The sequence below is a fragment of the Streptomyces sp. NBC_00490 genome, from assembly GCF_036013645.1.
Lineage (GTDB): Bacteria > Actinomycetota > Actinomycetes > Streptomycetales > Streptomycetaceae > Streptomyces > Streptomyces canus_F.
On record NZ_CP107869.1, the window covers coordinates 5889689 to 5915358 of the forward strand.

23 protein-coding genes and 1 pseudogene are annotated in these 25670 nt (G+C 70.9%); 16 read left to right on the top strand and 8 right to left on the bottom strand.

The genetic code is table 11. The annotated features are described in order from the left end of the window. Positions 1-105 precede the first annotated feature (105 nt). Entirely contained in the window at positions 106-1047 is a 942-nt protein-coding gene (locus tag OG381_RS26835; RefSeq protein WP_327718634.1) for a DMT family transporter, read from the top strand. Here the strand turns inward: OG381_RS26835 and OG381_RS26840 are convergent. Together OG381_RS26840 and OG381_RS26845 are read right to left on the bottom strand one after the other, a co-directional pair. Further along, complete coding sequence (locus OG381_RS26840) at positions 992-1900, bottom strand: LysR family transcriptional regulator (protein ID WP_327718635.1); 909 nt, start codon at positions 1898-1900, stop codon at positions 992-994. The two genes, OG381_RS26835 and OG381_RS26840, sit on opposite strands and share 56 nt — an antisense overlap. After that, positions 1900-2220, bottom strand: coding sequence for a PLD nuclease N-terminal domain-containing protein (locus OG381_RS26845; RefSeq protein WP_327718636.1), 321 nt, complete (start codon positions 2218-2220; stop codon positions 1900-1902). The genes OG381_RS26840 and OG381_RS26845 overlap by 1 nt, the downstream gene beginning before the upstream one ends. A gap of 87 nt (positions 2221-2307) precedes the next feature. On the opposite strand from OG381_RS26845, the gene OG381_RS26850 reads away from it, so the two are divergent. Beyond that, positions 2308-3765: a menaquinone biosynthesis decarboxylase gene (locus OG381_RS26850; protein WP_327718637.1), complete on the top strand. Its 1458-nt coding sequence runs from the start codon at positions 2308-2310 to the stop codon at positions 3763-3765. After that, a complete protein-coding gene (gene mqnP / locus OG381_RS26855; protein WP_327718638.1) occupies positions 3762-4664 on the top strand; it encodes a menaquinone biosynthesis prenyltransferase MqnP in 903 nt (300 codons plus the stop codon). The genes OG381_RS26850 and mqnP overlap by 4 nt, the downstream gene beginning before the upstream one ends. A 24-nt stretch (positions 4665-4688) precedes the next feature. Here the strand turns inward: mqnP and OG381_RS26860 are convergent, their stop codons facing one another. Further along, positions 4689-5291 carry a rhomboid family intramembrane serine protease gene (locus OG381_RS26860; protein ID WP_327718639.1) on the bottom strand — a complete coding sequence of 201 codons (603 nt, stop codon included), beginning with the start codon at positions 5289-5291 and terminating at the stop codon, positions 4689-4691. An 81-nt stretch (positions 5292-5372) separates the two neighbouring features. Between OG381_RS26860 and OG381_RS26865 the strand changes: the two genes are divergently transcribed. From OG381_RS26865 to OG381_RS26890, 6 genes are all read left to right on the top strand, one after another. Next, positions 5373-6062: a UbiX family flavin prenyltransferase gene (locus OG381_RS26865; protein WP_327718640.1), complete on the top strand. Its 690-nt coding sequence runs from the start codon at positions 5373-5375 to the stop codon at positions 6060-6062. Positions 6063-6141: 79 nt separating this feature from the next. After that, positions 6142-6597: an Lrp/AsnC family transcriptional regulator gene (locus OG381_RS26870; RefSeq protein WP_266889154.1), complete on the top strand. Its 456-nt coding sequence runs from the start codon at positions 6142-6144 to the stop codon at positions 6595-6597. A gap of 38 nt (positions 6598-6635) precedes the next feature. Then, positions 6636-7799: an aminofutalosine synthase MqnE gene (gene mqnE / locus OG381_RS26875; protein ID WP_266823614.1), complete on the top strand. Its 1164-nt coding sequence runs from the start codon at positions 6636-6638 to the stop codon at positions 7797-7799. 136 nt (positions 7800-7935) lie between these two features. Next, positions 7936-8583, top strand: coding sequence for a UdgX family uracil-DNA binding protein (locus tag OG381_RS26880; RefSeq protein ID WP_327718641.1), 648 nt, complete (start codon positions 7936-7938; stop codon positions 8581-8583). A 27-nt stretch (positions 8584-8610) separates the two neighbouring features. After that, entirely contained in the window at positions 8611-9132 is a 522-nt protein-coding gene (locus OG381_RS26885; RefSeq protein WP_327718642.1) for a GNAT family N-acetyltransferase, read from the top strand. Positions 9133-9218: 86 nt separating this feature from the next. Next, positions 9219-9518 (top strand): DUF4229 domain-containing protein, encoded by a 300-nt coding sequence (locus OG381_RS26890; protein WP_327718643.1) that lies wholly within the window; start codon positions 9219-9221, stop codon positions 9516-9518. A 75-nt stretch (positions 9519-9593) separates the two neighbouring features. On the opposite strand, the gene OG381_RS26895 is transcribed toward OG381_RS26890, so the two are convergent. Further along, the gene (locus OG381_RS26895; protein WP_327718644.1) at positions 9594-10868 is read right to left on the bottom strand and encodes an IS701 family transposase; all 1275 of its coding nucleotides are present in this window, start codon (positions 10866-10868) and stop codon (positions 9594-9596) included. Between the two features lie 288 nt (positions 10869-11156). Here OG381_RS26895 and OG381_RS26900 point away from each other — a divergent pair, with 288 nt between their 5' ends. Beyond that, a complete protein-coding gene (locus OG381_RS26900; protein ID WP_327718645.1) occupies positions 11157-11807 on the top strand; it encodes a TetR/AcrR family transcriptional regulator in 651 nt (216 codons plus the stop codon). Here the strand turns inward: OG381_RS26900 and OG381_RS26905 are convergent. After that, positions 11789-12631, bottom strand: a complete 843-nt coding sequence (locus OG381_RS26905; RefSeq protein WP_327718646.1) for a MaoC family dehydratase — start codon at positions 12629-12631, stop codon at positions 11789-11791. The two genes, OG381_RS26900 and OG381_RS26905, sit on opposite strands and share 19 nt — an antisense overlap. Next, on the bottom strand, positions 12631-13899 hold the full coding sequence (locus OG381_RS26910) for a 3-oxoacyl-ACP reductase (protein ID WP_327718647.1): 1269 nt from the start codon (positions 13897-13899) through the stop codon (positions 12631-12633). The genes OG381_RS26905 and OG381_RS26910 overlap by 1 nt, the downstream gene beginning before the upstream one ends. A 99-nt stretch (positions 13900-13998) precedes the next feature. On the opposite strand from OG381_RS26910, the gene OG381_RS26915 reads away from it, so the two are divergent. The 4 genes from OG381_RS26915 (at position 13999) to OG381_RS26930 (ending at position 21454) form a co-directional block, all read left to right on the top strand. Then, a complete protein-coding gene (locus OG381_RS26915) occupies positions 13999-15270 on the top strand; it encodes an acetyl-CoA C-acetyltransferase (protein WP_327718648.1) in 1272 nt (423 codons plus the stop codon). A 287-nt stretch (positions 15271-15557) separates the two neighbouring features. Continuing rightward, positions 15558-17477 (top strand): AMP-dependent synthetase/ligase, encoded by a 1920-nt coding sequence (locus OG381_RS26920; RefSeq protein WP_327718649.1) that lies wholly within the window; start codon positions 15558-15560, stop codon positions 17475-17477. Between the two features lie 40 nt (positions 17478-17517). Beyond that, positions 17518-21027, top strand: a complete 3510-nt coding sequence (locus tag OG381_RS26925; protein WP_327718650.1) for a HEAT repeat domain-containing protein — start codon at positions 17518-17520, stop codon at positions 21025-21027. Between the two features lie 16 nt (positions 21028-21043). After that, positions 21044-21454, top strand: coding sequence for an FG-GAP repeat protein (locus OG381_RS26930; RefSeq protein ID WP_327718651.1), 411 nt, complete (start codon positions 21044-21046; stop codon positions 21452-21454). Positions 21455-21528: 74 nt separating this feature from the next. Here the strand turns inward: OG381_RS26930 and OG381_RS26935 are convergent. Further along, positions 21529-22437 (bottom strand): annotated as a pseudogene (locus OG381_RS26935) (LysR family transcriptional regulator). Positions 22438-22591: 154 nt separating this feature from the next. On the opposite strand from OG381_RS26935, the gene OG381_RS26940 reads away from it, so the two are divergent. Beyond that, a complete protein-coding gene (locus tag OG381_RS26940; RefSeq protein WP_327718652.1) occupies positions 22592-23155 on the top strand; it encodes a DUF6817 domain-containing protein in 564 nt (187 codons plus the stop codon). 74 nt (positions 23156-23229) lie between these two features. Further along, positions 23230-24984 carry a 3-oxosteroid 1-dehydrogenase gene (gene kstD / locus OG381_RS26945; protein ID WP_327718653.1) on the top strand — a complete coding sequence of 585 codons (1755 nt, stop codon included), beginning with the start codon at positions 23230-23232 and terminating at the stop codon, positions 24982-24984. On the opposite strand, the gene OG381_RS26950 is transcribed toward kstD, so the two are convergent. Then, positions 24981-25625 carry a class I SAM-dependent methyltransferase gene (locus tag OG381_RS26950; protein ID WP_327718654.1) on the bottom strand — a complete coding sequence of 215 codons (645 nt, stop codon included), beginning with the start codon at positions 25623-25625 and terminating at the stop codon, positions 24981-24983. The genes kstD and OG381_RS26950 overlap by 4 nt on opposite strands. Between the last annotated feature and the right edge of the window lie 45 nt (positions 25626-25670).

Sequence of the window (25670 nt, forward strand, 5' to 3'; positions counted from 1 at the left end):
CACCGGCGTACAACCTGCACGCATCGGCGGGACCGATGGGGGCATCGGCAGGACGCCCCACTGGCGCGTGGACCAGCAGCGATGCCCGCTCGTAGCGTCGGGGACATGACCTCAGAGAGCAAGGGCACAGAGAGCAAGGGCATCGCCCAGCTGACGACCGCGATGGTGCTGTCCGGCACCCTCGGCGTCTTCGTCGTCGAGTCGGGCGCCTCGCCGTTCAACGTCGTCTTCTTCCGCGTCCTGTTCGGCGCCCTCGCGCTCGGCGGCTATGTCATCGCCCGCGGCTGGCTCCGCGACCACGGCTTCACCCCGCGCACCCTCGCACTCGCCGTCCTGGGCGGGGTGTTCATCGTCTTCAACTGGGTGTTCCTCTTCCAGTCGTACGAGAACACGTCGATCTCCGTCGCGACGGTGGTCTACCACACCCAGCCGTTCTACGTCGTGCTGCTGGGCGCCCTGCTCTTCCGCGAGCGGCTGACGGCCGCCAAGGTCGGCTGGATCGCCCTGGCCTTCGCGGGCCTCACTCTCGTATCCGGCGTGACACCAGGGGACTTCACCAGCGGCGGCACCTATCTCCTCGGCGTCGGACAGGCGTTGCTCGCCGCGCTCCTCTACGGGCTGTCCACCCTGGTCACCAAGCGCATCACCGGCGTCCGCCCCCACCTCATCGCCCTCGTCCAGGTCCTCGTCGGCATCCCCCTGTTGCTCCCCTTCGCCGACTTCGGCGCGATGGCCGGCACGGGCGCGGACTGGGGCTGGCTGGTCGGGCTCGGGTTCATCCACACGGGCGTCATGTACGTCCTGATGTACGCCGCCTACGCCCAGCTGCCGGTCTCGAAGATCGCCGTACTCGCCTTCGTCTACCCGGCCGTCGCCATGGTCATGGACTGGGCGGTGTACGGCCACCACATCGGCCTCGTGCAGGCGCTGGGCGTCCCGCTGATCGTGCTGGCGAGCCTCAAGGTGACGCTGGCCCGCACTCCCCGGGTCGTCACGTCCCGTCGTACGACGTCTGCTCCCGCACCAGTCGCACCGCAGCCTCGATGAACAGCGTCAGATGGCGTGGCAGGCGCTTCCCCGCCCGCCACGCCACCTGCGTGTACAGCTGGAACGGCGGCTCCCACGGCAGCTCCACCAACGCCCCGGACGCCAGCTCCGCGCCCACCGTCACCCGGGGCAGCAGCGCCACGCCGAGACCGCCCGCCACCCCCCGCTTGGTCGCCTCGATCGTGCCGAACTCCATGAAGGGCGGCGGCGATCCGGTGCGGTGGACGAGCTCGGACTCGAAGAGGTCGCGGTAGGGGCAGCCGGGTTCGGTGCCCACGAGCTGGACCTCGGTGAGGTCCTCCGTCTTGAGCGCGGGGCTCTTCCCGGCGAGCGGATGGCCGGGCGCGGCGACCAGGACCAGCGGCTCCGGCGCGAGCACCCTGCTCTCCAGCCCCGGATGCTCGGTCTCCGGCTCCATCAGGAAGCCCACGTCGTACGTGCCCTGCCGCAGCGCCTGCCGGGTCTCGTCGCCCAGCGTCGTGCGCAGCGAGAGCCGGACCTTGGGATGGCGGTGGTGGAAGAGCTCCAGGAGCGGCGGCAGCCGGTAGGAGGTCAGCGACTCCATCGTGCCGACGGCGAGCGTGCCCGAGGGTTCCTCCGCGTCGACGACCGCCGCGCGGGCCTCCGCGCTCAGCTCGATGATCTGCCGCGCGTACGGCAGCAGCCGCTCCCCGGCCTCCGTCAGCCGGATGCGGCTGCCGAGCCGGTCGAACAGCGGGGTGCCCAGGGAGTCCTCCAGGGCGCGGATCTGGCTGGTCACGCTGGACTGCGCGTAGCTCAGCTCGGCCGCGGCCCGGGTGAAGCTCAGGACGGTCGCGACCTTCTCGAAGGTGACGAGCAGCCGCAGCTCCATCAGCCCTCCTTGGGGCCGTCCTCGCCGCGCTCCTTCTTGTCCTCGCCCAGGGACTTCAGGAAGTCGGGGTTGTCGTCGGGGGCGACCCACTGGCCGCGCCCGCCGCGCTCCCGCACCCCGGACCAGCCCTCGGCCGCGGGACTGCGCTTCTTGCCCGCGATCAGCCACGAGATCGAGCCGACGAGGGGGAACAGCAGCACGAGGATGGCCCACAGCGGCTTGGGCATGTGGCGGACGTCCTCCTCCTTCGTGCTGATGCAGTCGATGAACGTGTACACGCTCAGCGCCAGTGGGACGAGGAACATCAGCACCCGGAGCATGGGTCCTCTCCAGCGAAACGGTCGACGGGCCGGAGGCACGGCCCCCGGGTTCAGGCCCAGGGTAGCCGCTCGGGGATACTTGACCCCATGGCTTACGACGATCTTCGCTCGCTGCTCAGGGCCCTGGAGCGTGAGGGCGACCTCAAGCGCATCAAGGCCGAGGTGGATCCGTACCTGGAGGTCGGGGAGATCGTCGACCGGGTGCAGAAGTCCGGGGGCCCGGCGCTGCTCTTCGAGAACGTGAAGGGCTCCGCGATGCCCCTCGCGATGAACGTCTTCGGGACCGACCGCCGGCTGCTGAAGGCGCTGGGCCTGAAGTCGTACTCCGAGATCTCGGAGAAGATCGGCGGTCTGCTGCGGCCCGAGCTGCCGCACGGCTTCGTGGGGGTGCGCGAGGCCTTCGGGAAGCTCGGCGCGATGACGCACGTCCCGCCGAAGAAGGTGAAGTCCGGGGACGCGCCGGTGCAGGAGGTCGTCCTCACCGGTGACGACGTCGACCTCTACCAGCTTCCCGCCCTCTTCACCTGGCCCCAGGACGGCGGCTCCTTCTTCAACCTCGGCCTGACCCACACCAAGGACCCGGAGTCCGGGATCCGCAACCTCGGCCTGTACCGGCTCCAGCGCCACGACAAGCGCACGATCGGCATGCACTGGCAGATCCACAAGGACAGCCGCAACCACTACCAGGTCGCGGCGAGGCGGGGCGAGCGCCTCCCGGTCGCGATCGCCTTCGGGTGCCCGCCGGCCGTGTCGTACGCCTCCACCGCGCCGCTGCCCGGCGACATCGACGAGTACCTCTTCGCCGGGTTCCTCGCGGGCAAGCGGATCGAGATGGTCGACTGCAAGACGGTGCCGCTCCAGGTGCCGGCTCAGGCGGAGGTCGTGATCGAGGGCTGGCTGGAGCCGGGGGAGATGCTGCCCGAGGGCCCCTTCGGCGACCACACGGGGTTCTACACCCCGCAGGAGCCGTTCCCGGCGCTGAAGATCGACTGCGTGACGATGCGGAAGCGGCCGCTGCTCCAGTCGATCGTGGTGGGCAGGCCCCCGACGGAGGACGGCCCGCTGGGCAAGGCGACGGAGCGCTTCTTCCTCCCCCTGCTGAAGATCATCGTGCCGGACATCGTGGACTACCACCTGCCCGAGGCGGGCGGCTTCCACAACTGCGCGATCGTCTCGATCGACAAGAAGTACCCCAAACACGCCCAGAAGGTGATGCACGCGATCTGGGGTGCCCACATGATGTCCCTCACCAAGCTGATCGTGGTCGTCGACTCCGACTGCGACGTCCACGACCTCCACGAGGTCGCGTGGCGCGCGCTCGGCAACACCGACTACGCGCGCGACCTCTCCGTCGTCGAGGGCCCCGTCGACCATCTCGACCACGCCTCCTACCAGCAGTTCTGGGGCGGCAAGGCGGGGATCGACGCGACGAAGAAGTGGCCCGAGGAGGGCTACACCCGTGACGGAGGCTGGCCCGACATGGTGTTGTCCGACCCGGAGACGGCGGCGACGGTCGACCGACGCTGGAAGGAATACGGCCTGTGAGTTCCGCATCTGCCGCGATCCCGCAGCCGGGACGCACCAAGGCGTTCCTGCGCCTCGTGATGATCGAGCACTCGGTCTTCGCGCTGCCCTTCGCGTACATCGCCGCGCTCACCGCGATGTTCCAGATGGACAAGAACATCCACTGGGGCCGGCTGCTCCTGGTGACGATCTGCATGGTCGGCCTGCGCACCTTCGCGATGGCCGTGAACCGGATCATCGACCGCGAGATCGACGCGCGGAACCCCCGGACGGCCCACCGCGAGCTGGTGACCGGAGCGATGTCGGTGCGCCACGCCTGGACCGGCGCGCTGGTCGCGGTCGTGGTCTTCCTGGGCTCGGCGGCCCTGCTGAACCCGCTCTGCCTGGCCCTGGCCCCCGTCGCGGTGATCCCGATGGTGGTCTACCCCTACGGCAAGCGGTTCACGAACTTCCCGCAGGCCATCCTGGGTCTCGCGCAGGCCATGGGTCCGATCGGCGGCTGGCTGGCCATCACCGGCGAGTGGTCCTGGGACGCGGTGATCCTCGGCCTCGCGGTCGGCATCTGGATCGGCGGCTTCGACCTGATCTACGCCTGCCAGGACGTGGACACCGACCGCGAGACCGGTGTCAGGTCGGTCCCGGCCCGCTTCGGCATCCCGGCGGCGGTCTGGGGAGCCAGGGTGTGCCACGCGCTGACGACAGCGCTGCTGCTCTGGTATGCGGTGGCCACGGACGCGGGCGGGTTCTTCTGGGTCGGCCTGATGATCGTCGCGGGCGCGTTCGTGTACGAGCACAACATCGTCCGGCCGACCGATCTGTCCCGGCTGAACAGGGCGTTCTTCAGCGTCAACGGGTTCATCGGGATCGCCCTGTTCGTCTGTGCGCTGCTGGATCTCCTGGTTCGGGGACTGACGGTCTGAGTACGGCCCACGGGGAGACGACCCTCAGAGCTGAGCGACACCGCTCCCGACCCGGCGGCGGAACACGAACGCCGCCGCCACCCCCGCGACCAGGCCCAGCAGGTGTCCCTGCCAGCTGACGCCCGTCTGCGTCGGCGCCAGGCCGGTCAGGATCGAGCTGCCCCAGACGGCGCCGACGAGCAGGCCGGCCATGACGCCCAGGAGCCGTCGCTCCACGAAACCGCTGACCAGCAGGAAGCCGAAGAGGCCGAAGATCAGGCCCGAGGCGCCCGCGGTGTTGGTGCGGTCGGGGGCTATGAGCCAGACGCCCAGCCCGTCGGCCACGATGACCAGCGCGCAGACCGCGAGGAAGCGGCGAATGCCGCCGAGGGCCGCGAGGAAGCCCATGACCAGCAGCGGGACGGTGTTCGCGGCGACATGGGCCCAGCCGAAGTGGATGAACGCGGCCGGGACCACGTCGATCAGTTCGGAGGGCTCGCGCGGCACGATGCCGAAGTCGTCCAGCGCGTGGCCGCTCACCGCGTCCACCACTTCCAGCAGCCACAGCAGCGCGACCCAGCCCAGCATCAGCTTGGCCGCGGCCCGCGCCCGGTCGCCTCGTGACTGCTCCAACCCGGCACCGGACATGGCAACCCCCCTTCCCCTGAGGAGAACGCCCCGACCCCCTTGGCCGGTTCCCACCCTGCGACGCCGGATAGGCTCGGGGGTGTGAACCCAGTCAAGCCAGGAGAGACACGGCGTACGCCTTGGATCGTAGGGGTGTCCGGCGCTTCCGGCACCCCGTATGCCGCGTCCGTGCTGCGCGCGCTCCTCGATGCCGGGGAGAGCGTCGACCTGGTCGTCAGCCGCGCCTCGCGGCTCACGCTGCTGGACGAGACGGGGATCTCCTTCAGGGACGCGCACTGGCAGGACGACCTGCGGGAATGGCTGGCCAGGGGGGCCGACGGCAAGCCGGGCAGCTTTGCCATCGGCGCCGGCGTCGAGCGGGTGCGGTACTGGCCCGCCGGGGACCTGGCCGCGGGGCCGTCCTCGGGGTCGTATCCGGTCAAGGGGATGCTGATCGTGCCCGCTTCGACCGCCTGCGTCGCCGGTGTCGCCCTCGGGCTCTCCAAGGATCTGCTGCAGCGTGCGGCGAGCGTGACCCTCAAGGAGGGGCGCAAGCTGGTGGTGGCCGTTCGGGAGACCCCGCTGAACGGCCAGACGCTGCGGCACCTGGTGACCCTGGACGACGCGGGGGCCACCGTGCTCCCCGCCTCGCCCGCCTTCTACGCGGGGGCGACGCACATCCAGGACCTGGTGGACTTCGTCGCCGGACGGGTCCTCGACGCGGCGGGCGTCGAGCACCGGCTCTACCGCCGCTGGAAGGGCGAACTCGGCGGCGGAACCCGCACGACGTGAACGCCGTCCGGGCACGTCGCAGTACGTCAGCAGTACCTCTCATCACTTCGGGAACTCTTCAGCGGAAGGCTTCGATCGCATGGACGCGGTGGACAGGCAGCTCATCCAGGCCCTGAGGGAGAACGGCCGGGCCTCCTACGCGGAGCTGGGGCGCCTCGTCGGTCTGTCGGGACCCAGCGTCACCGACCGCATCAACCGGCTGGAGGCGGCCGGCGTCATCACCGGTTACCGCGCCACCGTCGACTCCGCCTCGCTCGGCCTCGGCGTCACCGCGCTGATCGGCATCTCCCTGTCCGACGCCGTCGACCACGAGGACGTGGCCCGCCGGCTCAAGGACCTCGGCGAGATCGAGGACTGCTGGTTCATCGCCGGCGACGACTCGTACATGCTCAAGGTGCGGGCCGCCGACGTCGACGGCCTGGAGAAGACGATTCGGCGGCTCAGCGGCACGCAGGGCGTCTCGCGGACCCGTACCACCATCGTGCTCTCCACGAAGTGGGAGAACCGGGTCGGAGAGCTTCCCGAAGAGGCGTAGACGTACGGTGGGACAGGTCGTCGGAGAAAGGTTGTGGCATGGACGTCGGGCTCAGGCGCGAGCTGGAGGACAAGGTACGGGAGGGCGTTCGCCTGACCCGGGAGGACGGCATCGCGCTCTACGAGTCGGACGACCTGGCCTGGCTGGGCGGACTCGCGCACGAGGTGCGGACGCGGAAGAACGGTGACGTCGTCCACTTCAACGTCAACCGCCATCTCAACATGACCAACGTGTGCACGGCGTCCTGCGCCTACTGCTCCTTCCAGCGCAAGCCGGGCGAGAAGGACGCGTACACGATGCGCATCGAGGAGGCGGTGAAGCTCGCCAAGGCGATGGAGGGCGAGAACCTCACCGAGCTGCACATCGTCAACGGCCTGCACCCGAACCTGCCGTGGCGCTACTACCCGCGGTCCCTGCGCGAGCTGAAGGCCGCGCTGCCGAACGTCTCGCTGAAGGCGTTCACGGCGACCGAGATCCACCACTTCGAGACGATCAGCGGGCTGAGCGCGAGCGAGATCCTCGACGAGCTCATCGACGCCGGTCTGGAGTCCCTCACCGGCGGTGGCGCGGAGATCTTCGACTGGGAGGTCCGCCAGCACATCGTGGACCACCGCACGCACTGGGAGGACTGGTCGCGCATCCACCGCCTGGCGCACGAGAAGGGGCTCAAGACCCCGTCCACCATGCTCTACGGCCACATCGAGGAGCCGAAGCACCGGGTGGACCACGTCCTGCGGCTGCGTGAGCTCCAGGACGAGACCGGCGGCTTCCAGGTCTTCATCCCGCTGCGCTACCAGCACGACTTCGTCGACGTGAAGGACGGCAAGGTCAGGAACCGCCTCCAGGCACGCACGCAGATGGCGACCGGCGCGGAGGCGCTGAAGACCTTCGCGGTCTCCCGGCTGCTCTTCGACAACGTCCCGCACGTCAAGGTCTTCTGGGTCATGCACGGCGTCCAGACCGCGCAGCTGGCCCTGCAGCACGGTGCGGACGACATGGACGGCTCGGTCGTCGAGTACAAGATCACCCACGACGCGGACAACTACGGCACGCCGAACAAGCTGACGCGTGAGGATCTCCTGGACCTGATCCGGGACGCCGGGTTCCGGCCGGTGGAGCGGAACACGCGGTACGAGATCATCCGGGAGTACGAGGGTCCGGACCCGGCGCGCAGGGAGTCGCCGCAGCCGATGCGGGTGTGAGGGCGCGGGCGCCGTACTCGACTGCGGGTGCGCGGGGGCTGGTCGCGCAGTTCCCCGCGCCCCTGAGTCGGTACAGCTGATCGAGCTTCGACGCTCGGCATGAGTCCGATCGTCCCCCGACGGGTACCCGGCCCTCATGGCGTCCGAGGACGAATACACCGCCGAGCCCTTCCTCCCCGAGAACCCGGAGAAGGCGACGCTCAGCGCTCTGCGCCGGGCGGCAGCCGACTGCCAAGGCTGCCCGTTGCACCGGGACGCCACCCGGACCGTCTTCGGTGAGGGCAGCGCGGACGCCCGCGTGATGCTCGTGGGCGAACAACCCGGCGACCAGGAGGACCTCCAGGGCAGGCCCTTCGTCGGCCCCGCCGGGAAGCTCCTGGACCGGGCCCTCGCGGAAGCCGGTATCGACCCGGCGGACGCGTATGTCACCAACGCCGTGAAGCACTTCAAGTTCACGCGGGCCGAGCCCCGCAAGCGGCGGATCCACAAGGCCCCCGCCCTCCGCGAGATGACCGCCTGCGGCCCGTGGCTGGAAGCAGAACTGAACCTCGTGGAGCCGGAGTTGATCGTGGTCCTCGGCGCCACCGCGGGCAAGGCGCTGCTCGGTTCGTCGTTCCGGGTCACGCAGGAGCGGGGGGCCGTGCTGGAGCGGGAGATCCACGGACGCGAGGAGCGGCTGGTCGCCACCGTGCACCCCTCGTCCGTCCTGCGCTCCGATGACCGCGAGGCCGCCTACCAGGGGCTCGTCTCCGATCTGCGGGTGGCGGCCCGCGCTCTGGGGTGACCGGCCGCCGTTTTAGACTCGTGGCCCATGGAGCTCACGTACCGCCTGGACCCCGACCTCACCCCCGGCCTCCTCGACGAGCTGACCCACCTGTGGGTCGCCGTGAACAACACGGGTGGGGCGGTCGGATTCGTCGGTACGACGACGTATGACGACGTACGTCCGGACGTGGAGCGCTACGCGGAGTCGACCGCGGCCGGACGCCACCGTCTTCTCGCTGGGTTCGACCCGGAGGGACGGCTGCGGGCGACCGCCTTCTTCGGCTTCAACGCGCACCGCCTCCAGAGCCACTACGCCTGGCTCTACACGGTCATGATCGACCCGGCTCTCCAGGGCGGCGGCCACGGCCGGTCCCTGCTGGCGGAGGTCGAGACGCACGCCCGCGGGTTCGGCCTGGAGGCGCTGAAGCTGACCTGCCGGGGCGGCCTGGGCCTCGAGCGGTTCTACGCGTCCGCCGGGTACAAGGAGGTCGGCCGGGTGCCGGGCGGGCTGCGGGTGTCCGCGGACGACTACCGGGACGACATCATGATGTGGCTCGCGCTGACCTGAGACCCCCTGCAAGATCGGGTACCGGGCGTGCTTCACTGGAAGGCACCTTTGGGGAACTTTCAGCCGGAACGGAAGAGTGGATTGAGATGCTCCGCTACACACTGATGCGCCTCGGGATCTTCGTGGGCTGCCTCGTGGTCGTCTGGGGCCTCGTCTACGCCGGTGTCGCCCCGCGCGGCCTCGGCGACTCCAACGGCATGTGGATCGTCCTGCTCTCCCTGGTGATCTCCGCGCCCATCAGCTTCGTCGCCCTCCGCAAGGAGCGCGACCGGGCCTCCGTCCAGATCGTCCAGAAGGTCGACCGCGCCAAGGCGAACCTGGAAGCCAACCGCAACCAGGAAGACGGAGCCGACGACACGGCACGTGCCCAGGGGCAGACGACCTAGTAGTGCTTCGTTAGGTTCTGGTTCTGCTGGTTTTGAGGGGGCGACCGCAGGTGCTGCAGGTGCCGGTCCAGCACCTCAGCAGGTCTTGGAGTGCGTCGAGGGTCTGGTAGAGGCTCGGGGAGGTGCCTCGACTTTTGGGTCGAGCCTGCGGAGGGTGAGGAATGCCTGCGCGGCGGTGACGAGGGTGACGTGGTGGTGCCAGCCGCGCCAGGTTCGGCCTTCGAAGTGGTCGAGCCCCAGGCCGTGTTTGAGCTCGCGGTAGTCATGTTCGATCCGCCAGCGCATCTTCGCCCACCGCACCAGGTCAGCGATCGGCGTGTCAGGCGGCAGGTTCGATATCCAGTAGTCCGTCGGGGCGTTCTGGCCGTCCGGCCATTCGACCAGGAGGGTTTGGGTGGGCAGGACGCCGTCCCACCGGCTTCGGCCCCCGCCCGATTCCTGAGCGGCGGCCAGGGACTGTTTGCCCGCGGGCCGCACCGTCAGCACCGTGAATCGTGAGGTCATCGCGCCCTTGCTGCCCTGCCGCCAGGTCACTTCGGAGAATCGCTCCGCACCCGCCTCCGCCGCGAGGGTGGAGAGGGCTCGCGGCGGGGTGCGGTAGCGGGGAAGGGTGGGCGGCCCGAGCCCGCCATAAGCGGGCTGGTGCGGCTCGACATCCTCCGGATGAGCGACTTCCTTCCCCTGCAGGGCCAGGGCATAGGACAGCCCTCGCTCCTGGAGACCGAGCCGGAACGGTGTGCTGACGCCGTAGCCGGCGTCGGCGACCACGACCGGTGCCTCCAACTTCCACTTGGCGAGTGTGTCCAGCAGGCCGAGCGCGAGACGCCACTTCTCCCGGTGCACCACGTCCTCGGGGACGCCTGCCCTGCGGCAGCGGTCGGGTTCGTCCGTCCACTCCCGCGGCAGATACAACTGCCACTCCAAGGGGCACGAGGCGGTGTCGGTGGCGGCATGGACACTAACTGCGACCTGGCAGTTCGCCCGTTTGCCGACTGCTCCGCAGTACTGGCGGGCCACCCCGACCGAGGCCTTGCCGCACTTGGGAAACGACACATCGTCGATCACCCACACCTCGGGCCTGACGACTTTGGACAGTCGCTCGGCGATCCGCTGCCTGACCGGCAGCGGATCCCACGGTGACTGGTTCACGAACTGCTGCAGGGCTTGCATGTTCCCGTCCGGCAGACGCTCGGCCATCGGCTGGATCGACTTGCGCCGACCGTCGAGCATCAGGCCTCGTAGATAACACTCACCCTTGGCCCGCTGGTCCGTACGCGGCACTGAGGCGAAGACATCCGCCACGAACATCGCCAATGCCGCCCGTAATCGGTTCACTTCATGTGCATCCACACGACCAACATGCTCTTGATCAGCATCAAAGAACAGACCTAACGAAGCACTACTAGGGCCTCCCCGGCGGATCATGTCGGCGTCGCGGGCTCTGGCACGCGCATCTGCGGCGTTGTCGTCGGTTGACGACTCCCCCGCTCTCGGCTTCGCTCGAGCGGGGGGACCCCCATCGCGTCGCCGCCCTCCTCCGCCTTGCAGCTGCACGCACCAGAGCCCGCTCGACTTGGTCGCCAGTATCCGTTTCCTGGAGCCGACCTGATCCGCCGGGCAGGCCCTAGTCTTGCCCCTATGGGTGCAGTGAAGACCAAGCGGATGCCGCGTGCGGTCCGTGAACAGCAGATGCTGGACGCTGCTGTGGAGACCTTCGGGCGGCGTGGGTACATGGCCGCCTCGATGGACGAGATCGCCGAACTGGCGGGCGTCTCCAAGCCGTTGGTCTATCTGTATCTGAACTCCAAGGAAGACCTTTTCACCGCCTGCATCCGCCGGGAGGCGGCCGCGCTGACCGAGGCGGTGCGCGCCGGGGTCCGTACCGACCAGCCCGCGGACCGCCAACTCTGGGACGGGCTGCTGGCGTTCTTCACGCACACCGGGCAGAAGCCGGACGCCTGGTCCGTGCTGCACCTCCAGGCCCGTACGCACGGCGAACTCTTCGCCGGCGAGGTCGCCGCGATGCGCGAGGAGATCGTCGCGTTCGTGACGCAGCTGATCGTCGTCGCCGCGCGGGAGGCCCACCGCGACCCCGACCTGCCCGAACGCGAGGTCGCCGGGCTCGCCGAGGCCCTGGTGGGCGCCGCCGAGTCCCTCGCCGCGTGGGCCAACACCACCCCCGGCGTCACCGCCAAGCAGGCGGCGGCGACGCTGATGAACTTCGCGTGGGCAGGGCTGGGGAATCTGATGGAGGGCCGCCCCTGGGCCCGTCAGGGTGTCAGCGGATAGACGCTGCCGGTGACGTGGAGCCGGTCTCCACCGCCCCGCAGCTCGAAGCGCGCGCCCTCCGCCGCGTACGTCACCGCCCCCGGCAGCAGCACTGGCGCCCTGAACTCCGCCCGCACCAGCGCCGCCCGGGGCACACCGTGCGCGGCGAGACACCGGGCCACCGTCCACATGCCGTGCGCGATGGCCCGAGGGAAGCCGAAGAGGCGGGCGGTGAGCGGGTGGAGGTGGATGGGATTGCGGTCACCGGACGCGGAGGCGTAACGCCGGCCCACGTCCCCGGCGAGCCGCCACTCGGCGACCGAGGGCAGTGAAGCGCCCTTCTCGGCAGGGCTGTTGGCGCCGCCGGACGTCGAGCCGTGCCGCGCCAGATACGTGCTCCGCGACTCCCATACGACCTCGCCGCCCGCCCGCACCTCGGTGACGACCCCCGCCTCCGTGCCGCGCCGGTGCGGCGCCAACCCGTCGACGTACACGGTGAGTTCGTGTTCCGCGGTGGCAGCGAGCGGCCGGTGCTGGGTGATCGCGATCGACGTGTGGACGAGACCGAGCAGCGGCAGCGGGAAGTCCCGCGCGCTCATCAGCCGCATGGCCAGCGGAAAGCCGAGCACATGCGGATACGTCACCGGCAGCGCGTCGTCGCCGGTGGCGAACCCGCACACCCGCTCGTACGCCGCCAGCCGTGCCAGGTCCACCCGCAGCGCGGGCAGGAGCAGCCGGGTGCGCGGGAACTCGGCGTCCGGGCGGGGCCGTTTGAGGGCGGAGAGCAGGGCGCCGCGGGCGAACAGGGGCGCGAGCGCGGGGGACCGGGTGAGGACGACGGTCACTACGCCCCCAGCAGACTCTGGCCGCAGACCCGTACGACCTGCCCGTTCACCGCACCCGACGCCGGATGCGCGAGCCACGCGGTCGTCTCGGCGACATCGACGGGCAGCCCGCCCTGGGCGAGGGAGTTCATCCGGCGGCCCGCCTCACGGATGAGGAGCGGTACGGCGGCGGTCATCTTCGTCTCGATGAATCCGGGCGCGACGGCGTTCACGGTCACCCCGTGCTCGGCGAGGGCGCGGGGGGCGAGTGACCGCACCAGACCGACGATCCCCGCCTTGCTCGCACCGTAGTTGGTCTGCCCCGCGTTCCCGGCGAGTCCGGCGATGGAGGCGGTGGCGACGATCCGGCCGCCCGGCCGAAGAGTCCCGGCGGCCAGCAGCGCGTCCGTGGTGCGCAGCACGCTCGCGAGGTTCACGTCGAGGACCGAACTCCACCGGTCCGCGGGCATGTTGACCAGGCGGCGGTCCCGGGTGATCCCGGCGTTGTGGATCAACACGTCGAGCCCGTTCGGGAGTTCGGCGGCGATCCGCGCACCCGCGTCGGCGGCGGTGATGTCGAGCGCGAGGGCCCTGCCCCCGAGCCTCTCCGCGAGCTTTCGCGCGTCCTCCTCGGCCTGCGGTACGTCGAGTACGACGACTTGGGCCCCGTCCCTGGCCAGCGTCTCGGCGACGGCCGCGCCGATACCGCGGGCGGCGCCGGTGATCAGGGCGGTGCGGCCGGCGAGGGGCCGGTCCCGGTCGACGGTCACCTCCGGAGCCGTGCCCGTGACCTCGATGACCTGGCCGCTGACGTAGGCGGACTTGGGGGAGAGGAGGAAGCGCAGGGTGGACTCGGCGGCGTCCCGGTCGGTGAGCCGTACGAGGTTGACGGTCCTGCCCCGCCCGATCTCCTTGCCGAGCGAGCGCGTGAAGCCCTCCAGTGCCTGCTGGACGGCGGCCTGGTGGTGGTCGGCGGGGTCCGGGGGCGCGCCGAGCACGACGACACGGCCGCTCGCGGCGACCGACCGCACCACGGGGTGCAGGGCCGCGTGGACGCCGGCGAGGCCGTCGACGTCCCGTACGCCGGTGGCGTCGAGGACGACGGCGCTGGGGCTGCCGGGGGCGGAGGGGGCGGGCTTGCCCGCGGTGAGGTGGAGGACCTCGCCCCCCGCGAGCCCGGGCCGCTCCGGTGACCAGCGGCGCAGTGCCGAGGGCTGCGGCAGTCCCAGCCGACGGGTCAGGAAGCGGCCGGGCGCGGTGCCGGTGAAGCTCAGATAACGGTCGGCCATTGCCGTCTCCCCACTCGGGTCCCACCTCTTATCAGTCTTCTTACTCTGGAGTAAGGTTACCGCAGGTAAGCCTACGTCACGCATGAGGAGCAGGTCGAGATGAGCCCCCTACAGGTGCCCGTGGCCCGGCGGGTCGCGATCATCGGCGGCACGCGCGTGCCCTTCGCCCGCTCGGACGGCCCGTACGCCACCGCCTCGAACCAGGAGATGCTGACGGCGGTCGTGGACGCCCTGGTGGAGCGCCACGGCCTCCAGGAGCCGGGCGCGGTCGGCGAGTTCGTCGCCGGCGCGGTGCTCAAGCACAGCCGCGACTTCAACCTGGCCCGCGAGACGGTCCTCGGCTCCCGGCTGGCCCCCACGACCCCGGCGTACGACATCCAGCAGGCCTGCGGCACCGGACTCCAGGCCGTCATCGCCGCCGCCAACAAGATCGCGCTCGGCCAGACCGAGTCGGCGATCGCGGGCGGCGCGGACACCGCGAGCGACGCACCGCTGGGTGTGAACGACGGCCTGCGGCGGATCCTGCTGGCGGCGCGCAGGGCGAAGTCGCCGGGCGGCCGGCTCAAGGCGCTGGCCCGCATCCGCCCGGGCCATCTGATCCCCGACATCCCCCGCAACGCCGAGCCCCGCACCGGCCTGTCGATGGGCGAGCACGCGGCGGTGACGGCCCGCACCTGGGGCGTCTCGCGCGCGGCCCAGGACGAACTGGCCGCGCGGAGCCACCAGCGGCTGGCGGCGGCGTACGAACGCGGCTTCTTCGAGGACCTGGTGGTGCCGTTCCGGGGCCTGACCCGCGACCAGAACCTGCGCCCGGACTCGACGGCGGAGAAACTGGCCGCCCTGAAGCCGGTGTTCGGCCTCGACGCACCCGACCCGACGATGACCGCCGGGAACTCGACCCCGCTCACCGACGGAGCGGCGGTCGTGCTGCTGGCCTCGCAGGAATGGGCGGCGGCGCGCGGGCTGGAGCCGCTGGCGTACCTGTCGACGTACGAGACGGCGGCCGTCGACTTCGTGAACGGCGAGGACGGCCTGCTGATGGCACCGGCCTACGCGGTGCCGCGCATGTTGGAACGGGCCGGTCTGGGCATGGCCGACTTCGACCTCGTGGAAGTCCACGAGGCCTTCGCGTCACAGGTGCTGGCCACGCTGGAGGCATGGGAGAAGGCCGGGCTGGACCCGGTGGACCGGGAGCGGCTGAACGTGACGGGCTCGTCCCTGGCCACGGGGCACCCCTTCGCGGCGACCGGGGCGCGAATCGTCGCGACGCTCGCGAAGTCCCTTGCGGAGCGCGGGAGTTCGGGCCGGGGGCTGATCTCGGTGTGCGCGGCGGGCGGGCAGGGGGTGACGGCGGTGCTGGAACGGCCGTGACGGGGCGCCGGACGCCGCGACGGGGCGCCGGCCGTCGTGATCGACGAACGGCCGATCCGCGCCCCTACCCATAGCTGACAAAGCTTCATATTGCGGGAGAGGTTGCACAGACCCGGCCCCGGAGCATCCCCGAACCCACACGAACTCGCCACCTGCACCTCCTAAGATCGCCGATCTGACTGCCGGTAACCCCCCATACCCGCCCACCACCGGTGAACGCCCAGGTACGCACGGCGCGTACCTATGCAGCAGAGCGGTATCCAGCTGCGCGCCTCAGGAGCTGCCCCATGTCCTCGTCCATCCCCTATGTCTCCGCGACCGACTACGACGGCGCGCCCGTGCTCGTGGCGCCGGAGATCAAGCGACTGGACGGCGAGGTCCGGGAGGTCTCCGTACCGCCGGTCGTGCCGCCCGTGACACACGGCTCGCTGGCCGACCTGCCCTTCGACAACGCGGCCGCCGCTCCCGAGGACCGCGTGCTCAGCCGCCGCGCGGAAGACGGCAGTTGGTCGGATGTGACGACCACGGAGTTCGCCGCCCAGGTCCAGGCGCTGGCCAGAGGCATGGTGGCGGAGGGGCTCCAGCCGGGCGACCGGATCGCCGTCATGGCCCGCACGATCTACGAGTGGACCCTGCTGGACTTCGCCGCATGGGCGGCGGGCCTGGTGACGGTCCCCGTCTACCCGACCTCCTCGGTCTTCCAGACCCGCTGGATCCTCCAGGACTCGGGCGCGGTGGCCCTGGTGACGGAGACCGTCGCCCAGGCCTCGGCGCTCGGCCCCGAACTCAACCGCCTGCCCGACCTGCGCCACCTGTGGGTCGTGGAGAAGGGCCATGTGGAGCGGCTGGCGGAGCTCGGCCGGCCGGTCCCCGAGGCGGAGATCGACGTACGCCGGGGCATGCTGGGCCCCGACACCCTGGCCACGGTCATCTACACCTCGGGCACCACCGGCCGCCCCAAGGGCTGCGCGATCTCGCACGGCAACTTCCTGGCGGAGGTCGACAACGCGATCGAGATCCTCCACCCGGTCTTCAGGTCCCGCTCGGACGAGGAGCTGGCGACCCTCCTCTTCCTCCCCATGTCCCACGTCTTCGGCCGCATGGTGGCCATCGCGTGCGTCCGGGCCCGGGTCCGGCTGGGCCACGCGCCGAGCCTGAAGTCGGAGGATCTGCTGGGCGACCTGGCCACCTTCAAGCCCACCTTCCTCCTGGTCATCCCGTACATGCTGGAGAAGGTCTTCAACAGCGCCCGGGCCAAGGCGGAGACCGGCGGCAGGGTCTCGGCCTTCGACCGCGCGGTGAACGTCGCCGTCCGCTACGGCGAGGCGACGGAGGCCCGCCAGGCGGGCACCGGCAGCGGCCCCGGCGCCGCGCTCAAGGCGGCCCGCACCTTCTACGACCCCCTCGTCTACCGCCGGATCCGCAACGCCATGGGCGGCCGCGTCCGCCACATCATCAGCGGCGGCTCACCGCTGGGCCGCAGCCTCCACGCGTTCTTCTCGGGCGCGGGCATGGAGATCTACGAGGGGTACGGCCTGACCGAGTCCACGGGCGCGGCAACGGTGACCCCACCCCTCAAGTCCCGCTTGGGCACGGTGGGCTGGCCCCTGCCGGGCACCCGGGTCCGCATCGCCGCGGACGGCGAGATCCTGCTGGCCGGCGGCCAGATATTCCGGGGCTACTGGGACCCGAACGCGGGCGGCGTCACCCCGGCCTCGTCCGACGGCTGGTTCCCGACCGGCGACATCGGCAGCCTGGACGACGAGGGCTACCTCACCATCACCGGCCGCAAGAAGGAACTGCTGATCACAGCGGGCGGCAAGACGGTCGCCCCGGCCCCCCTGGAGAACTGGCTCCGCCAGCACCCCCTGGTCTCCCAGTGCATGGTCGTCGGCGACCGCCGCCCCTACGTCGCCGCCCTCATCACCCTCGACATGGAGGGCATCACCCACTGGCGCCGCATGAACGGCAAACACCCCGTCCCGGCGGAACTCCTCGCCGACGACGAGGAGTTGCGAGCCATCCTCCAGCGCGCGGTCGACGAGGCGAACAAACTCGTCTCGAGACCCGAGTCGATCCGCCGCTTCAAGGTACTGCCGAGAGACTTCACGGAAACGGACGGCCACCTGACCCCGTCGATGAAACTGAGGCGGGAAACGGTGATGGGGGACTTCGAGGCGGAGATCGAGGGCTTGTACGCCCGCTGACCACCCGTCACCGCTGTCCCGGGAACGCTACCGTCCTGGCATGGGGCGGGAAGCGGAGCGGGTTGCTGCGGGTGGGGAGCGGGCGGTCGGGGCGGCGGGGGATGCCAGGGCCGTGGTGACCGGGGACGGCAGCAGTGCGACGTACATCGAGAACCAGTACGTGCAGCAGGTGCCGGAGCCGGTGGCGCCGACCGGTGCGGAGATCGACGAGGCGCTGCGGCGCTATGCCACCCGCATCCGTGAGACCTACGGCCGTCTGGACCTGGACGTCCTGATCCCCACGGAGGCGGGCGAGCACCCGCCCGTCGGCCTGGACGAGGTGTTCGTGGCGCCGGCCGTGCGTGCGGACCCGCCGCCGCTGGAGTTGCCGAGGGACATCCGGCAGCGGCTCGTGGACGCCGGGGAGTGGCCGTCCAGCCTGCCGCCCGGTCTGGAACGGGATGCGCTGGACCGTGCCCGGCAGGCGTACGCGGAACGTCCGGCACGCGATGTCCTGGAGGTGCTGGCCGACCCGGGCGAGGGGCGTCTCGTGCTGCTCGGGGACCCGGGCGCGGGCAAGTCGACGCTCGCCCGGCACCTGGCACTCACGCTCACCCGAGAGGTTCCGCCGGGCGACCCACTGGAACCGCTCGCGGGTCTCGTACCCCTCGTCGTGGAGCTGCGGGAGTACGCGGTGGGAGAGTGGCGGGAGCGGACCTGCGAGGACTTCCTCAGGTATCTGCACGGCACGAAGGGTATGGCCCCGCCGGTGCCGGTCGTGGAGCGGCTGCTGGCCGAGGGGCGGGCCGTCGTCGTCTTCGACGGCCTGGACGAACTCTTCGACCCCGCCGCCCGCGAGCAGGTGAGCCATCGCATCGCGGACTTCGCCGGACGGTACGGCGGGGCGCGCGGGGTCCGGGTGGTGGTGACCTCGCGCGTCATCGGCTATCGACGGGGCGTCCTGGAGCGTGCCGGGTTCTCGCACCACATGGTCCAGGACCTCAACGTCCGCCAGATCGAACGGTTCGCCCGGCAGTGGTACGCCACCGCCTACCCGTACGACGAGGAGCGCGCCGCCCGGCTGTGCCGACGACTCACCGACGCGGTGAGCCAGTCCCGCCCCGTGGGTGAACTGGCGGGCAACCCCCTCCTGCTGACGATCCTCGCCATCATCGGCCGCCGCCGGGAACTGCCGCGCGACCGCCAGGGCGTCTACCGGCACGCCGTCGCGGTCCTGGTCGCCCACTGGGACGAACACGCCAAGCACCTGCGCGCGCCCGACGAGGCCGAAGCCCTGTCGTACCTGGGCGACGAGGACCGGCACGAGCTGCTGCGGCTGGTCGCACGGCGGATGCAGGACGGTGAGGGCGGCATCGCGGGCAACCACATCCACCAGGACGTGCTGCTGGACACGTTCAAGGACTACCTGCGCGAGCAGTACGAACTCCCCGTCGCCCAGGCGGTGTCGGCGGCCCGGACGATGGTGCGGCAGTTCCGGGAACGGAACTTCATCCTCAGCCACTACGGGGGCGGGGTGTACGGCTTCGTCCATCGGGCGTTCCTGGAGTACCTGGCGGCGGTGGACATCGACCGGCGGTACACGCGGGAGCGGGAGTGGACGCCGGAGGAGTTCATCGAGGAGATCTTCGCGGGGCATGCGGAGGATCCGGCGTGGCACGAGGTGCTGCTGCTGGTCGTCGGGCAGCTCGGGGAGCGGGAGGCGGGGGCGGCGGTCGATCGGCTGCTGGAGCTGCACCGGCGGCGGGTCGGTGGGCTGTGGAAGGGGGACTTGCTGGCCCTGACGGTGCGCGCCCTGGCCGAGGTACGCAGGCTCGGAGCGCTGGCGACGCAGAGCAGAGCCGTGGTGGACGCGATCATCATGGGCTTGGAGGCGGCGGACTCGACATTTGGCCTGTTGGACGGGGACGGGGACATCGCCTCCGCACTCAGGACGTTTCCGCCGCACTGGAGTGGGAGGGGCAGACTCCTGCGCTGGTTTCATCTGCGCGGCCAGTTCAAGTACCGGCCGCAGCCCGGGAGGATCGCGGCCGGGCTCTATCAAGGACCGGCATGGCCGCAGGTCATGGCTGTGCTCGCCGATGTGCCGCATGGCCGTAAGGCTTTGCTGGAGATGCTGGCGGCGCGCTGGGGTGCGGAGGAGAGCGTTCGCGGGCTGCTCCGGGAGGGAGCCGTGGCCGAACCGGACGAGTACGTGCGCAAAGCGGCGCTGGAGCTTCTGTGCGAGGTCGAGGGGGCCGACGTCGGCGAACTCGTCAAGGACCGTTCCACCGAGGACCCTTCGCTGATCGTGCGCGCCTTCGCGCTGTCCGTGCGGGACGACGCCGAGGCCCTGTGGGAGCCCATCGTCGAATTCGCCGGTTCCGAGGGCGCCGCGGAGGAGCGTGCCGAAGCGGTGAGCCTGCTCGCCGAGTACCGAATTCAGGACCCGGCGGTCAGGACACTGCTGCGCCGGCTGGCCGTCGAGGATTCCGAGGACAGTGTTCGCGAACGCGCGGTCGGAGGTCTGGAGAGTCTGCTCGACGATGAGGGCATTCAGACGCTGGTACGCGGCAGGGCGACCGACGATCCGTACGACATGGCCCGTAACAGGGCCATGCTGTTGATGGTCGAGGAGAAGGGCGAGTGGGAGCTCGCCCGCAGAGTCGCCGTCGAGGACGAGCACTGGCTTGTCCGGTCGGACGCCCTGTACGGGTTGCGAGCCCTCGGCCGCGACGATGCCGACACATGGGATTTCCTCCGTCGGCGGGCGCTCAGGGACCCGAACCCACGGGTCCGGTCGGTGGCATGCACGGTGATGGCGCAGACGACGGGGTCCCACCCCGGCACCTGGGAGTTCCTGCGCGAGCGTCTCGCCGAGGAAGCCAGTGGCCAGGTTCGGGAATCCGCGCTCAATGGGCTGGTGAAGCTGGGGAGGGACAAGGAGGAGACCTGGCGGCTGGTCCGCAGGCATCTTCTCGGCGACCCCGACCGAGAGGTGCGCGAGTCCGCCCTGACCGCCCTGTGCGGGTACCGGAGCCACGAGGCCGCCACGTGGAAGCTGGCACTCGACCGGCTGGTGAATGACCCGGAGCCGAAGGTCCGGGCGGAGGCGCTGCGTGTGACGAGGTACTACCGAGGCGTGGTCGACATCGGTGCCGCGATCCGTGGCCGTGCGGCCGAAGACCCCCACCTGTCGGTCCGCGAGGTGGCACTGGCGCTGTTGGCCACGACTGCGGGAGACGAAGACACCACCCGCGAGGTCTTCGGGGACCGAGCAGTGGACGATCCCGATCCCAGGATCCGAGCCGACGCCCTGCAATGGTGGGCCGTGCAGGAGGCGTCGGAGAACGGCGCCGCGTTCCTGCGGGACCGGGCCGTCGCCGATCCCCATCCCTGGCCGCGCATCGCCGCCGTCCAGTCCCTCGCCTACGGCTGGCCCGCCCACCCGGCGACGATCCCACTGCTACGAGAACGGGCCGAGGCGGACAAGGACGAGGACGTACGCCTGGAGGCCGCGCGCTCCCTGGCAGCGGCGGAGGCGCTAGCGCCGCTTGCCGGGCAGGTCCCCTGAGAGGAAGGCGGACCAAGTGGTGGGGGAGAGGTCCACGAGGGGACCGGCGGGGTGCGGCTCCGCCCTCTCCGCCGGTGACACCGACGGCGCCGGGTACCCGGACCTGGCGGTCGGCGTGCCCTCCGAGAAGGTCGGCTCGATGGAGGACGCGGGCGGCGTGCACGTCCTGCGCGGCGCCAGGTCCGGACTCACCGGCACCAACTCCCAGTGGTTCACCCGCGCGACGGCGGGCGTCCCCGGCGACGCGAGTGAGTACGACCGCTTCGGCTCCTACGTCCGCCTGCGCGACATCGACCGCGACGGCGACAAGGACCTGCTGGTGTCGAGCAACTACTACGACCCGAGCGCCCTGCTGCCCGGCAGGGCCGGCGGCATCACGGCCACCGGCGCCAAGGACCTTGAGGTGGTGGCCGCGTTCCCGCAGTGATGACTGGTGGGGACGGCTGATCGTGGTGTTGCTCTCCCGGACGGCAGCACCACCGCCATCTCACCCTGGCCGCTTCACGAACTTCCGCTCACCCGCCGCCCCCGCCACTCCACCACCGTGTCCGCGAACGCCCGCGCCGGCGGACTCAGCGCATCCCACCGCCGTACGGCCCACCCCACCGGCAGCGGACGCAGATCCGGCAACGGGATCAGCCTCAGCTCACCCGACCCCGTCTCCGCCAGCCCCGGCAGCACCGGCACCACCGCCCGCCCCACCCCCAGCTCGGCCAACAGCAAGGCCGTGTCCCAGTCGGCGACGCTCGTGTCGTAGGCGAACCGCACCCCCAACTCCGCTCAGGCCGCGTCCAGATGGGCGGCGGAGGCGGAGTTCGGCGGCAGCCCTGTCAGGCGTACGTCCGTGAGGTCGGCCGCCGCCTGCACCCGCCCGCGCTCCGCCAGCGGATCGTCGGCACGCACCGCCAGCACCCACGGCAGCTCCGACACCATCCGCTGCTCGATGCCCCGCACCGGCGGTCCGAGCGTGATCCACGCCAGGTCCAGCGTGCCGTCCGCCAGCGCGTCGAAGCTGCCACGCCCCGAACTCACCGTACGGAACTCCAGGTTCACGCGCGGATACCGGCGGCGGTACTCCACGACCGCGTCCCCCATGAAGTGCCGTACGGTCGTCGCCCCCGTGGCCACCCGCACGAACCCGCTCTGCCCATCGGCCAGATCGCGCAACTGCCGTACGGCGAGGTCCAGTCCGGAGATGCCCTCCGCGGCCGCCGCCTCCAGCAGACGGCCCGCCGGTGTCGGCGAGACGCCCCGCGGCTGCCGCTCCAGCAGCGCGACTCCCGTCTCCCGCTCCAGCCGCTTCACATGCTGACTCACCGCGGACTGCGTACACCCCAGCTCCCGGGCGACCGCGCTCAGGCTCCCGGCCCGGCACACCGCCACGAACACCCGCAGGTCGTCGAGGGTCATGAGACCCAAGCTAACACTTGGGTCCAGCGACAAATCCCAAGGATTGACTGGCCTCAGCGGGTGTACCACGATCAACCCAGGGCCCAACGGGCGGCAACCCGCTCCACCCCGGGACGGAGCGGGTGCCGACCCACCCGGCTGAAGGGACGCCCCCATGGCCTACGACCCGATGGCTGAAGCCGATTCCCTTCTGAGGGAGTTGGGCGCCGCGAGCATTGCCCACCCCGGCGGTACGCTCCTCGCCCACCTCCACCGCGTCCGCGCCCGGCTCGCCGCCTGGGACGCCTGCCCCGCCCTCCAACTCGCGGGCCTGTGCCATGCCTTCTACGGCACCGACGGCTTCGCGCGGGTACTGCTTCCGCTCGACCGGCGTTCCGATCTCATGGCGGCGATCGGCGAGGAGGCGGAGGCGATCGTGTACTTCTACGCGAGCTGCGACCGCGAGGCCACGTATCCGACGCTCGCGGTTCCCGGCTCGCCGTTCCACGACCGTTTCACCGGGCGCGCATACGTCCCCGGCCCCGCCCTCCGCCAGGACTTCGCCGAACTCACCGCCGCCAACGAAATCGACCTCGCCGCCGAGGACCCCGCCTTCCGGGACCGCCACGGCCCCGGCCTGCTCGCCCTCTTCACCCGCTTCCGCGCGCTCCTGAGCCGGCCCGCCCACGAGGACTGTCTCTCCGTACTCCTCGGCCCAACCCCCTTGCACGGCCCTTGACTTCACATGGTCCCCGCGTCACATTCCCCTTTCTGACACACCCTCAGAAAACCCGATACCGGGCGGGAGCAACCATGACGACCACGAGCGCGGACCCCGCAGGACCGAGACCCACCCGAAGGCAGCTCCTCGGCACCACCGCGGCCGCCGGACTGGCCGTCGCGACCGGGGTGCAGCAGAGCGCCCGCGCCGCCGACCTGCCCCTCCTCGGGACGTACGACGTCGTCGTCATCGGCTCCGGCGCCGCCGGCATGACCGCCGCCCTCACCGCCGCCAAACGGGGCCTGAGCTGTGTCGTCCTGGAGAAGGCGCCCACCTTCGGCGGGTCCGCGGCCCGATCCGGGGCCGGCATCTGGATCCCCAACAACCCCGTGATCCTCGCCGCCGGTGTACCGGACACCCCCGCTAAGGCCGCCGCCTATCTCGCCGCGGTCGTCGGCCCCGAGATCCCCGCGGACCGGCAGCGTGCCTTCCTCGCCAACGGCCCCGCCATGCTCTCCTTCGTCATGGCCAACAGCCCGCTGCGGTTCCGCTGGATGGAGGGGTACAGCGACTACTACCCGGAGCTGCCGGGCGGTCTGCCCAACGGGCGTTCCATCGAGCCCGACTACCTCGACGGCAATATCCTGGGCGCCGAACTCGCCCGTCTGAACCCGCCGTACATGGCCGTCCCGGACGGCATGGTGGTCTTCAGCGCCGACTACAAGTGGCTCGCCCTCTCCGCGGTCAGTGCCAAGGGCCTCGCCGTCGCCACGGAGTGTCTGGCCCGCGGCACCAAGGCGCTCACGCTCGGGCAGACGCCCCTCACCATGGGGCAGTCGCTCGCCGCCGGACTGCGCAAGGGGCTGCTGGACGCGGGCGTGCCGGTCAGGCTGAACACCCCGCTCACCGACCTCCTCGTCGAGAACGGCACCGTGGCCGGGGCGGTGGTCCCCGGCGGTCTCTACCGGGCGCGCCGAGGCGTCATCGTCGGTTCCGGCGGTTTCGAGCACAACCTCGCCATGCGCACCCAGTACCAGCAGCAGCCCATCGGCGTCGACTGGACCGTCGGAGCCAAGGAGAACACCGGGGACGGCATACGGGCGGGGCAGCGCGTCGGCGCGGGCGTCGCCCTCATGGACGACGCCTGGTGGGGGCCCGCCATCCCGCTCCCGGGCCAACCGTACTTCTGTCTCGCCGAACGCACCCTCCCGGGCACGCTCCTCGTCAACGCCGCCGGCCGTCGCTTCGTCAACGAGGCCGGTCCCTACAGCGACGTCGTCCACACCATGTACGAGCGCAACCCCACCGACCCCGACATCCCGGCCTGGCTGATCGCCGACCAGAACTACCGCAACCGGTACCTCTTCAAGGACGTCGCGCCGACCTTCGTCCTGCCCGACGACTGGTACAGCTCGGGCGCCGCCAAGAAGGCCTGGAGTCTCGATGCCCTCGCCACCGCCATCGGCGTCCCGCCGGCCGCGCTGCGCACGACCGTCGACCGCTTCAACTCCCTTGCCCGGCAAGGCACGGACACCGACTTCCACCGCGGCGACAGCGCCTACGACCACTACTACACCGACCCCTCCGTCCTCCCCAACTCCTGCCTCGCCCCCCTCTGGCTGCCTCCCTACTACGCCTTCCGCATCGTCCCCGGCGACCTCGGCACGAAGGGCGGTCTGCGCACGGACGCCCGGGCGCGGGTGCTGAGGGAGGACGGCTCGGTCATCCCCGGCCTGTACGCCGCCGGGAACGCCAGCGCGGCGGTCATGGGCCGCAGTTACGCCGGCGCCGGCTCGACGATCGGCCCGGCGATGACCTTCGGCTACATCGCGGCCAGGGATCTCTAGGCGGGTCTGCGGGCGATCAGGAACGCCTGCTGCGTGGACTCCCACTCGTGGCCGGGCTCGCGCACCGTCCTCGAGACCATCGCGAACCCGGCCGCCTCCAGCAGGTCCACGATCGCCTCCGGCCGCCGCCGCTGGAAGTCGAGGATCACGTCATGGCCGAAGGGCCGGTCGTGCCGCTTCGGCTCGTCGCCGACCTGGAAGGCGAGGAGCAGATGGCCGCCCGGGGCCAGGACCCGCCAGAACTCGGCGAAGAGGGCGGGAAGTTTTTCCACAGGGGTGTGGATGGACGAGTACCAGGACACGACCCCCGCGAGCGACCCGTCGGCCGCGTCCAGGTCCAGCATCGACCCCTGCTCGAACCGCAGCCCCGGGTTCTCCCGCCGGGCGATCGCCACCATCGACGCCGACAGGTCGAGCCCGTGGACCGACAGCCCGAGGGAGTCCAGGTACGCGGTCACCCGCCCCGGCCCGCACCCGAGGTCGGCCACCGCGGCGCCCTTGCCCACGAGCTCGGCGAAGGCGTTGATCAGCCCCCGCTCGATCGGCGTCACCGTCAACTCGCCGCGGAAGCGCTCGGCGTAGTCCTCGGCGACGGTGTCGTAGAACGCCCGGGTACTGGTCAGGAAATCGGAGTCGGTCATGCTCCGGGACCCTAGCCACCCCCACTGACAACGGCCTCCCGGCGG

What these genes read in the sequence shown, in the direction of transcription:
- kstD (WP_327718653.1), top strand. Translation starts at nt 23,230, where the DNA reads ATGACGACCACGAGCGCGGACCCCGCAGGACCGAGACCCACCCGAAGG.
- OG381_RS26900 (WP_327718645.1), top strand. Translation starts at nt 11,157, where the DNA reads ATGGGTGCAGTGAAGACCAAGCGGATGCCGCGTGCGGTCCGTGAACAG.
- OG381_RS26860 (WP_327718639.1), bottom strand. Translation starts at nt 5,291, where the DNA reads ATGTCCGGTGCCGGGTTGGAGCAGTCACGAGGCGACCGGGCGCGGGCC.
- OG381_RS26925 (WP_327718650.1), top strand. Translation starts at nt 17,518, where the DNA reads ATGGGGCGGGAAGCGGAGCGGGTTGCTGCGGGTGGGGAGCGGGCGGTC.
- OG381_RS26915 (WP_327718648.1), top strand. Translation starts at nt 13,999, where the DNA reads ATGAGCCCCCTACAGGTGCCCGTGGCCCGGCGGGTCGCGATCATCGGC.
- OG381_RS26840 (WP_327718635.1), bottom strand. Translation starts at nt 1,900, where the DNA reads ATGGAGCTGCGGCTGCTCGTCACCTTCGAGAAGGTCGCGACCGTCCTG.
- OG381_RS26870 (WP_266889154.1), top strand. Translation starts at nt 6,142, where the DNA reads ATGGACGCGGTGGACAGGCAGCTCATCCAGGCCCTGAGGGAGAACGGC.
- OG381_RS26880 (WP_327718641.1), top strand. Translation starts at nt 7,936, where the DNA reads ATGGCGTCCGAGGACGAATACACCGCCGAGCCCTTCCTCCCCGAGAAC.
- mqnE (WP_266823614.1), top strand. Translation starts at nt 6,636, where the DNA reads ATGGACGTCGGGCTCAGGCGCGAGCTGGAGGACAAGGTACGGGAGGGC.
- OG381_RS26850 (WP_327718637.1), top strand. Translation starts at nt 2,308, where the DNA reads ATGGCTTACGACGATCTTCGCTCGCTGCTCAGGGCCCTGGAGCGTGAG.
- OG381_RS26845 (WP_327718636.1), bottom strand. Translation starts at nt 2,220, where the DNA reads ATGCTCCGGGTGCTGATGTTCCTCGTCCCACTGGCGCTGAGCGTGTAC.
- OG381_RS26950 (WP_327718654.1), bottom strand. Translation starts at nt 25,625, where the DNA reads ATGACCGACTCCGATTTCCTGACCAGTACCCGGGCGTTCTACGACACC.
- OG381_RS26835 (WP_327718634.1), top strand. Translation starts at nt 106, where the DNA reads ATGACCTCAGAGAGCAAGGGCACAGAGAGCAAGGGCATCGCCCAGCTG.
- OG381_RS26910 (WP_327718647.1), bottom strand. Translation starts at nt 13,899, where the DNA reads ATGGCCGACCGTTATCTGAGCTTCACCGGCACCGCGCCCGGCCGCTTC.
- OG381_RS26890 (WP_327718643.1), top strand. Translation starts at nt 9,219, where the DNA reads ATGCTCCGCTACACACTGATGCGCCTCGGGATCTTCGTGGGCTGCCTC.
- OG381_RS26940 (WP_327718652.1), top strand. Translation starts at nt 22,592, where the DNA reads ATGGCCTACGACCCGATGGCTGAAGCCGATTCCCTTCTGAGGGAGTTG.
- OG381_RS26885 (WP_327718642.1), top strand. Translation starts at nt 8,611, where the DNA reads ATGGAGCTCACGTACCGCCTGGACCCCGACCTCACCCCCGGCCTCCTC.
- OG381_RS26920 (WP_327718649.1), top strand. Translation starts at nt 15,558, where the DNA reads ATGTCCTCGTCCATCCCCTATGTCTCCGCGACCGACTACGACGGCGCG.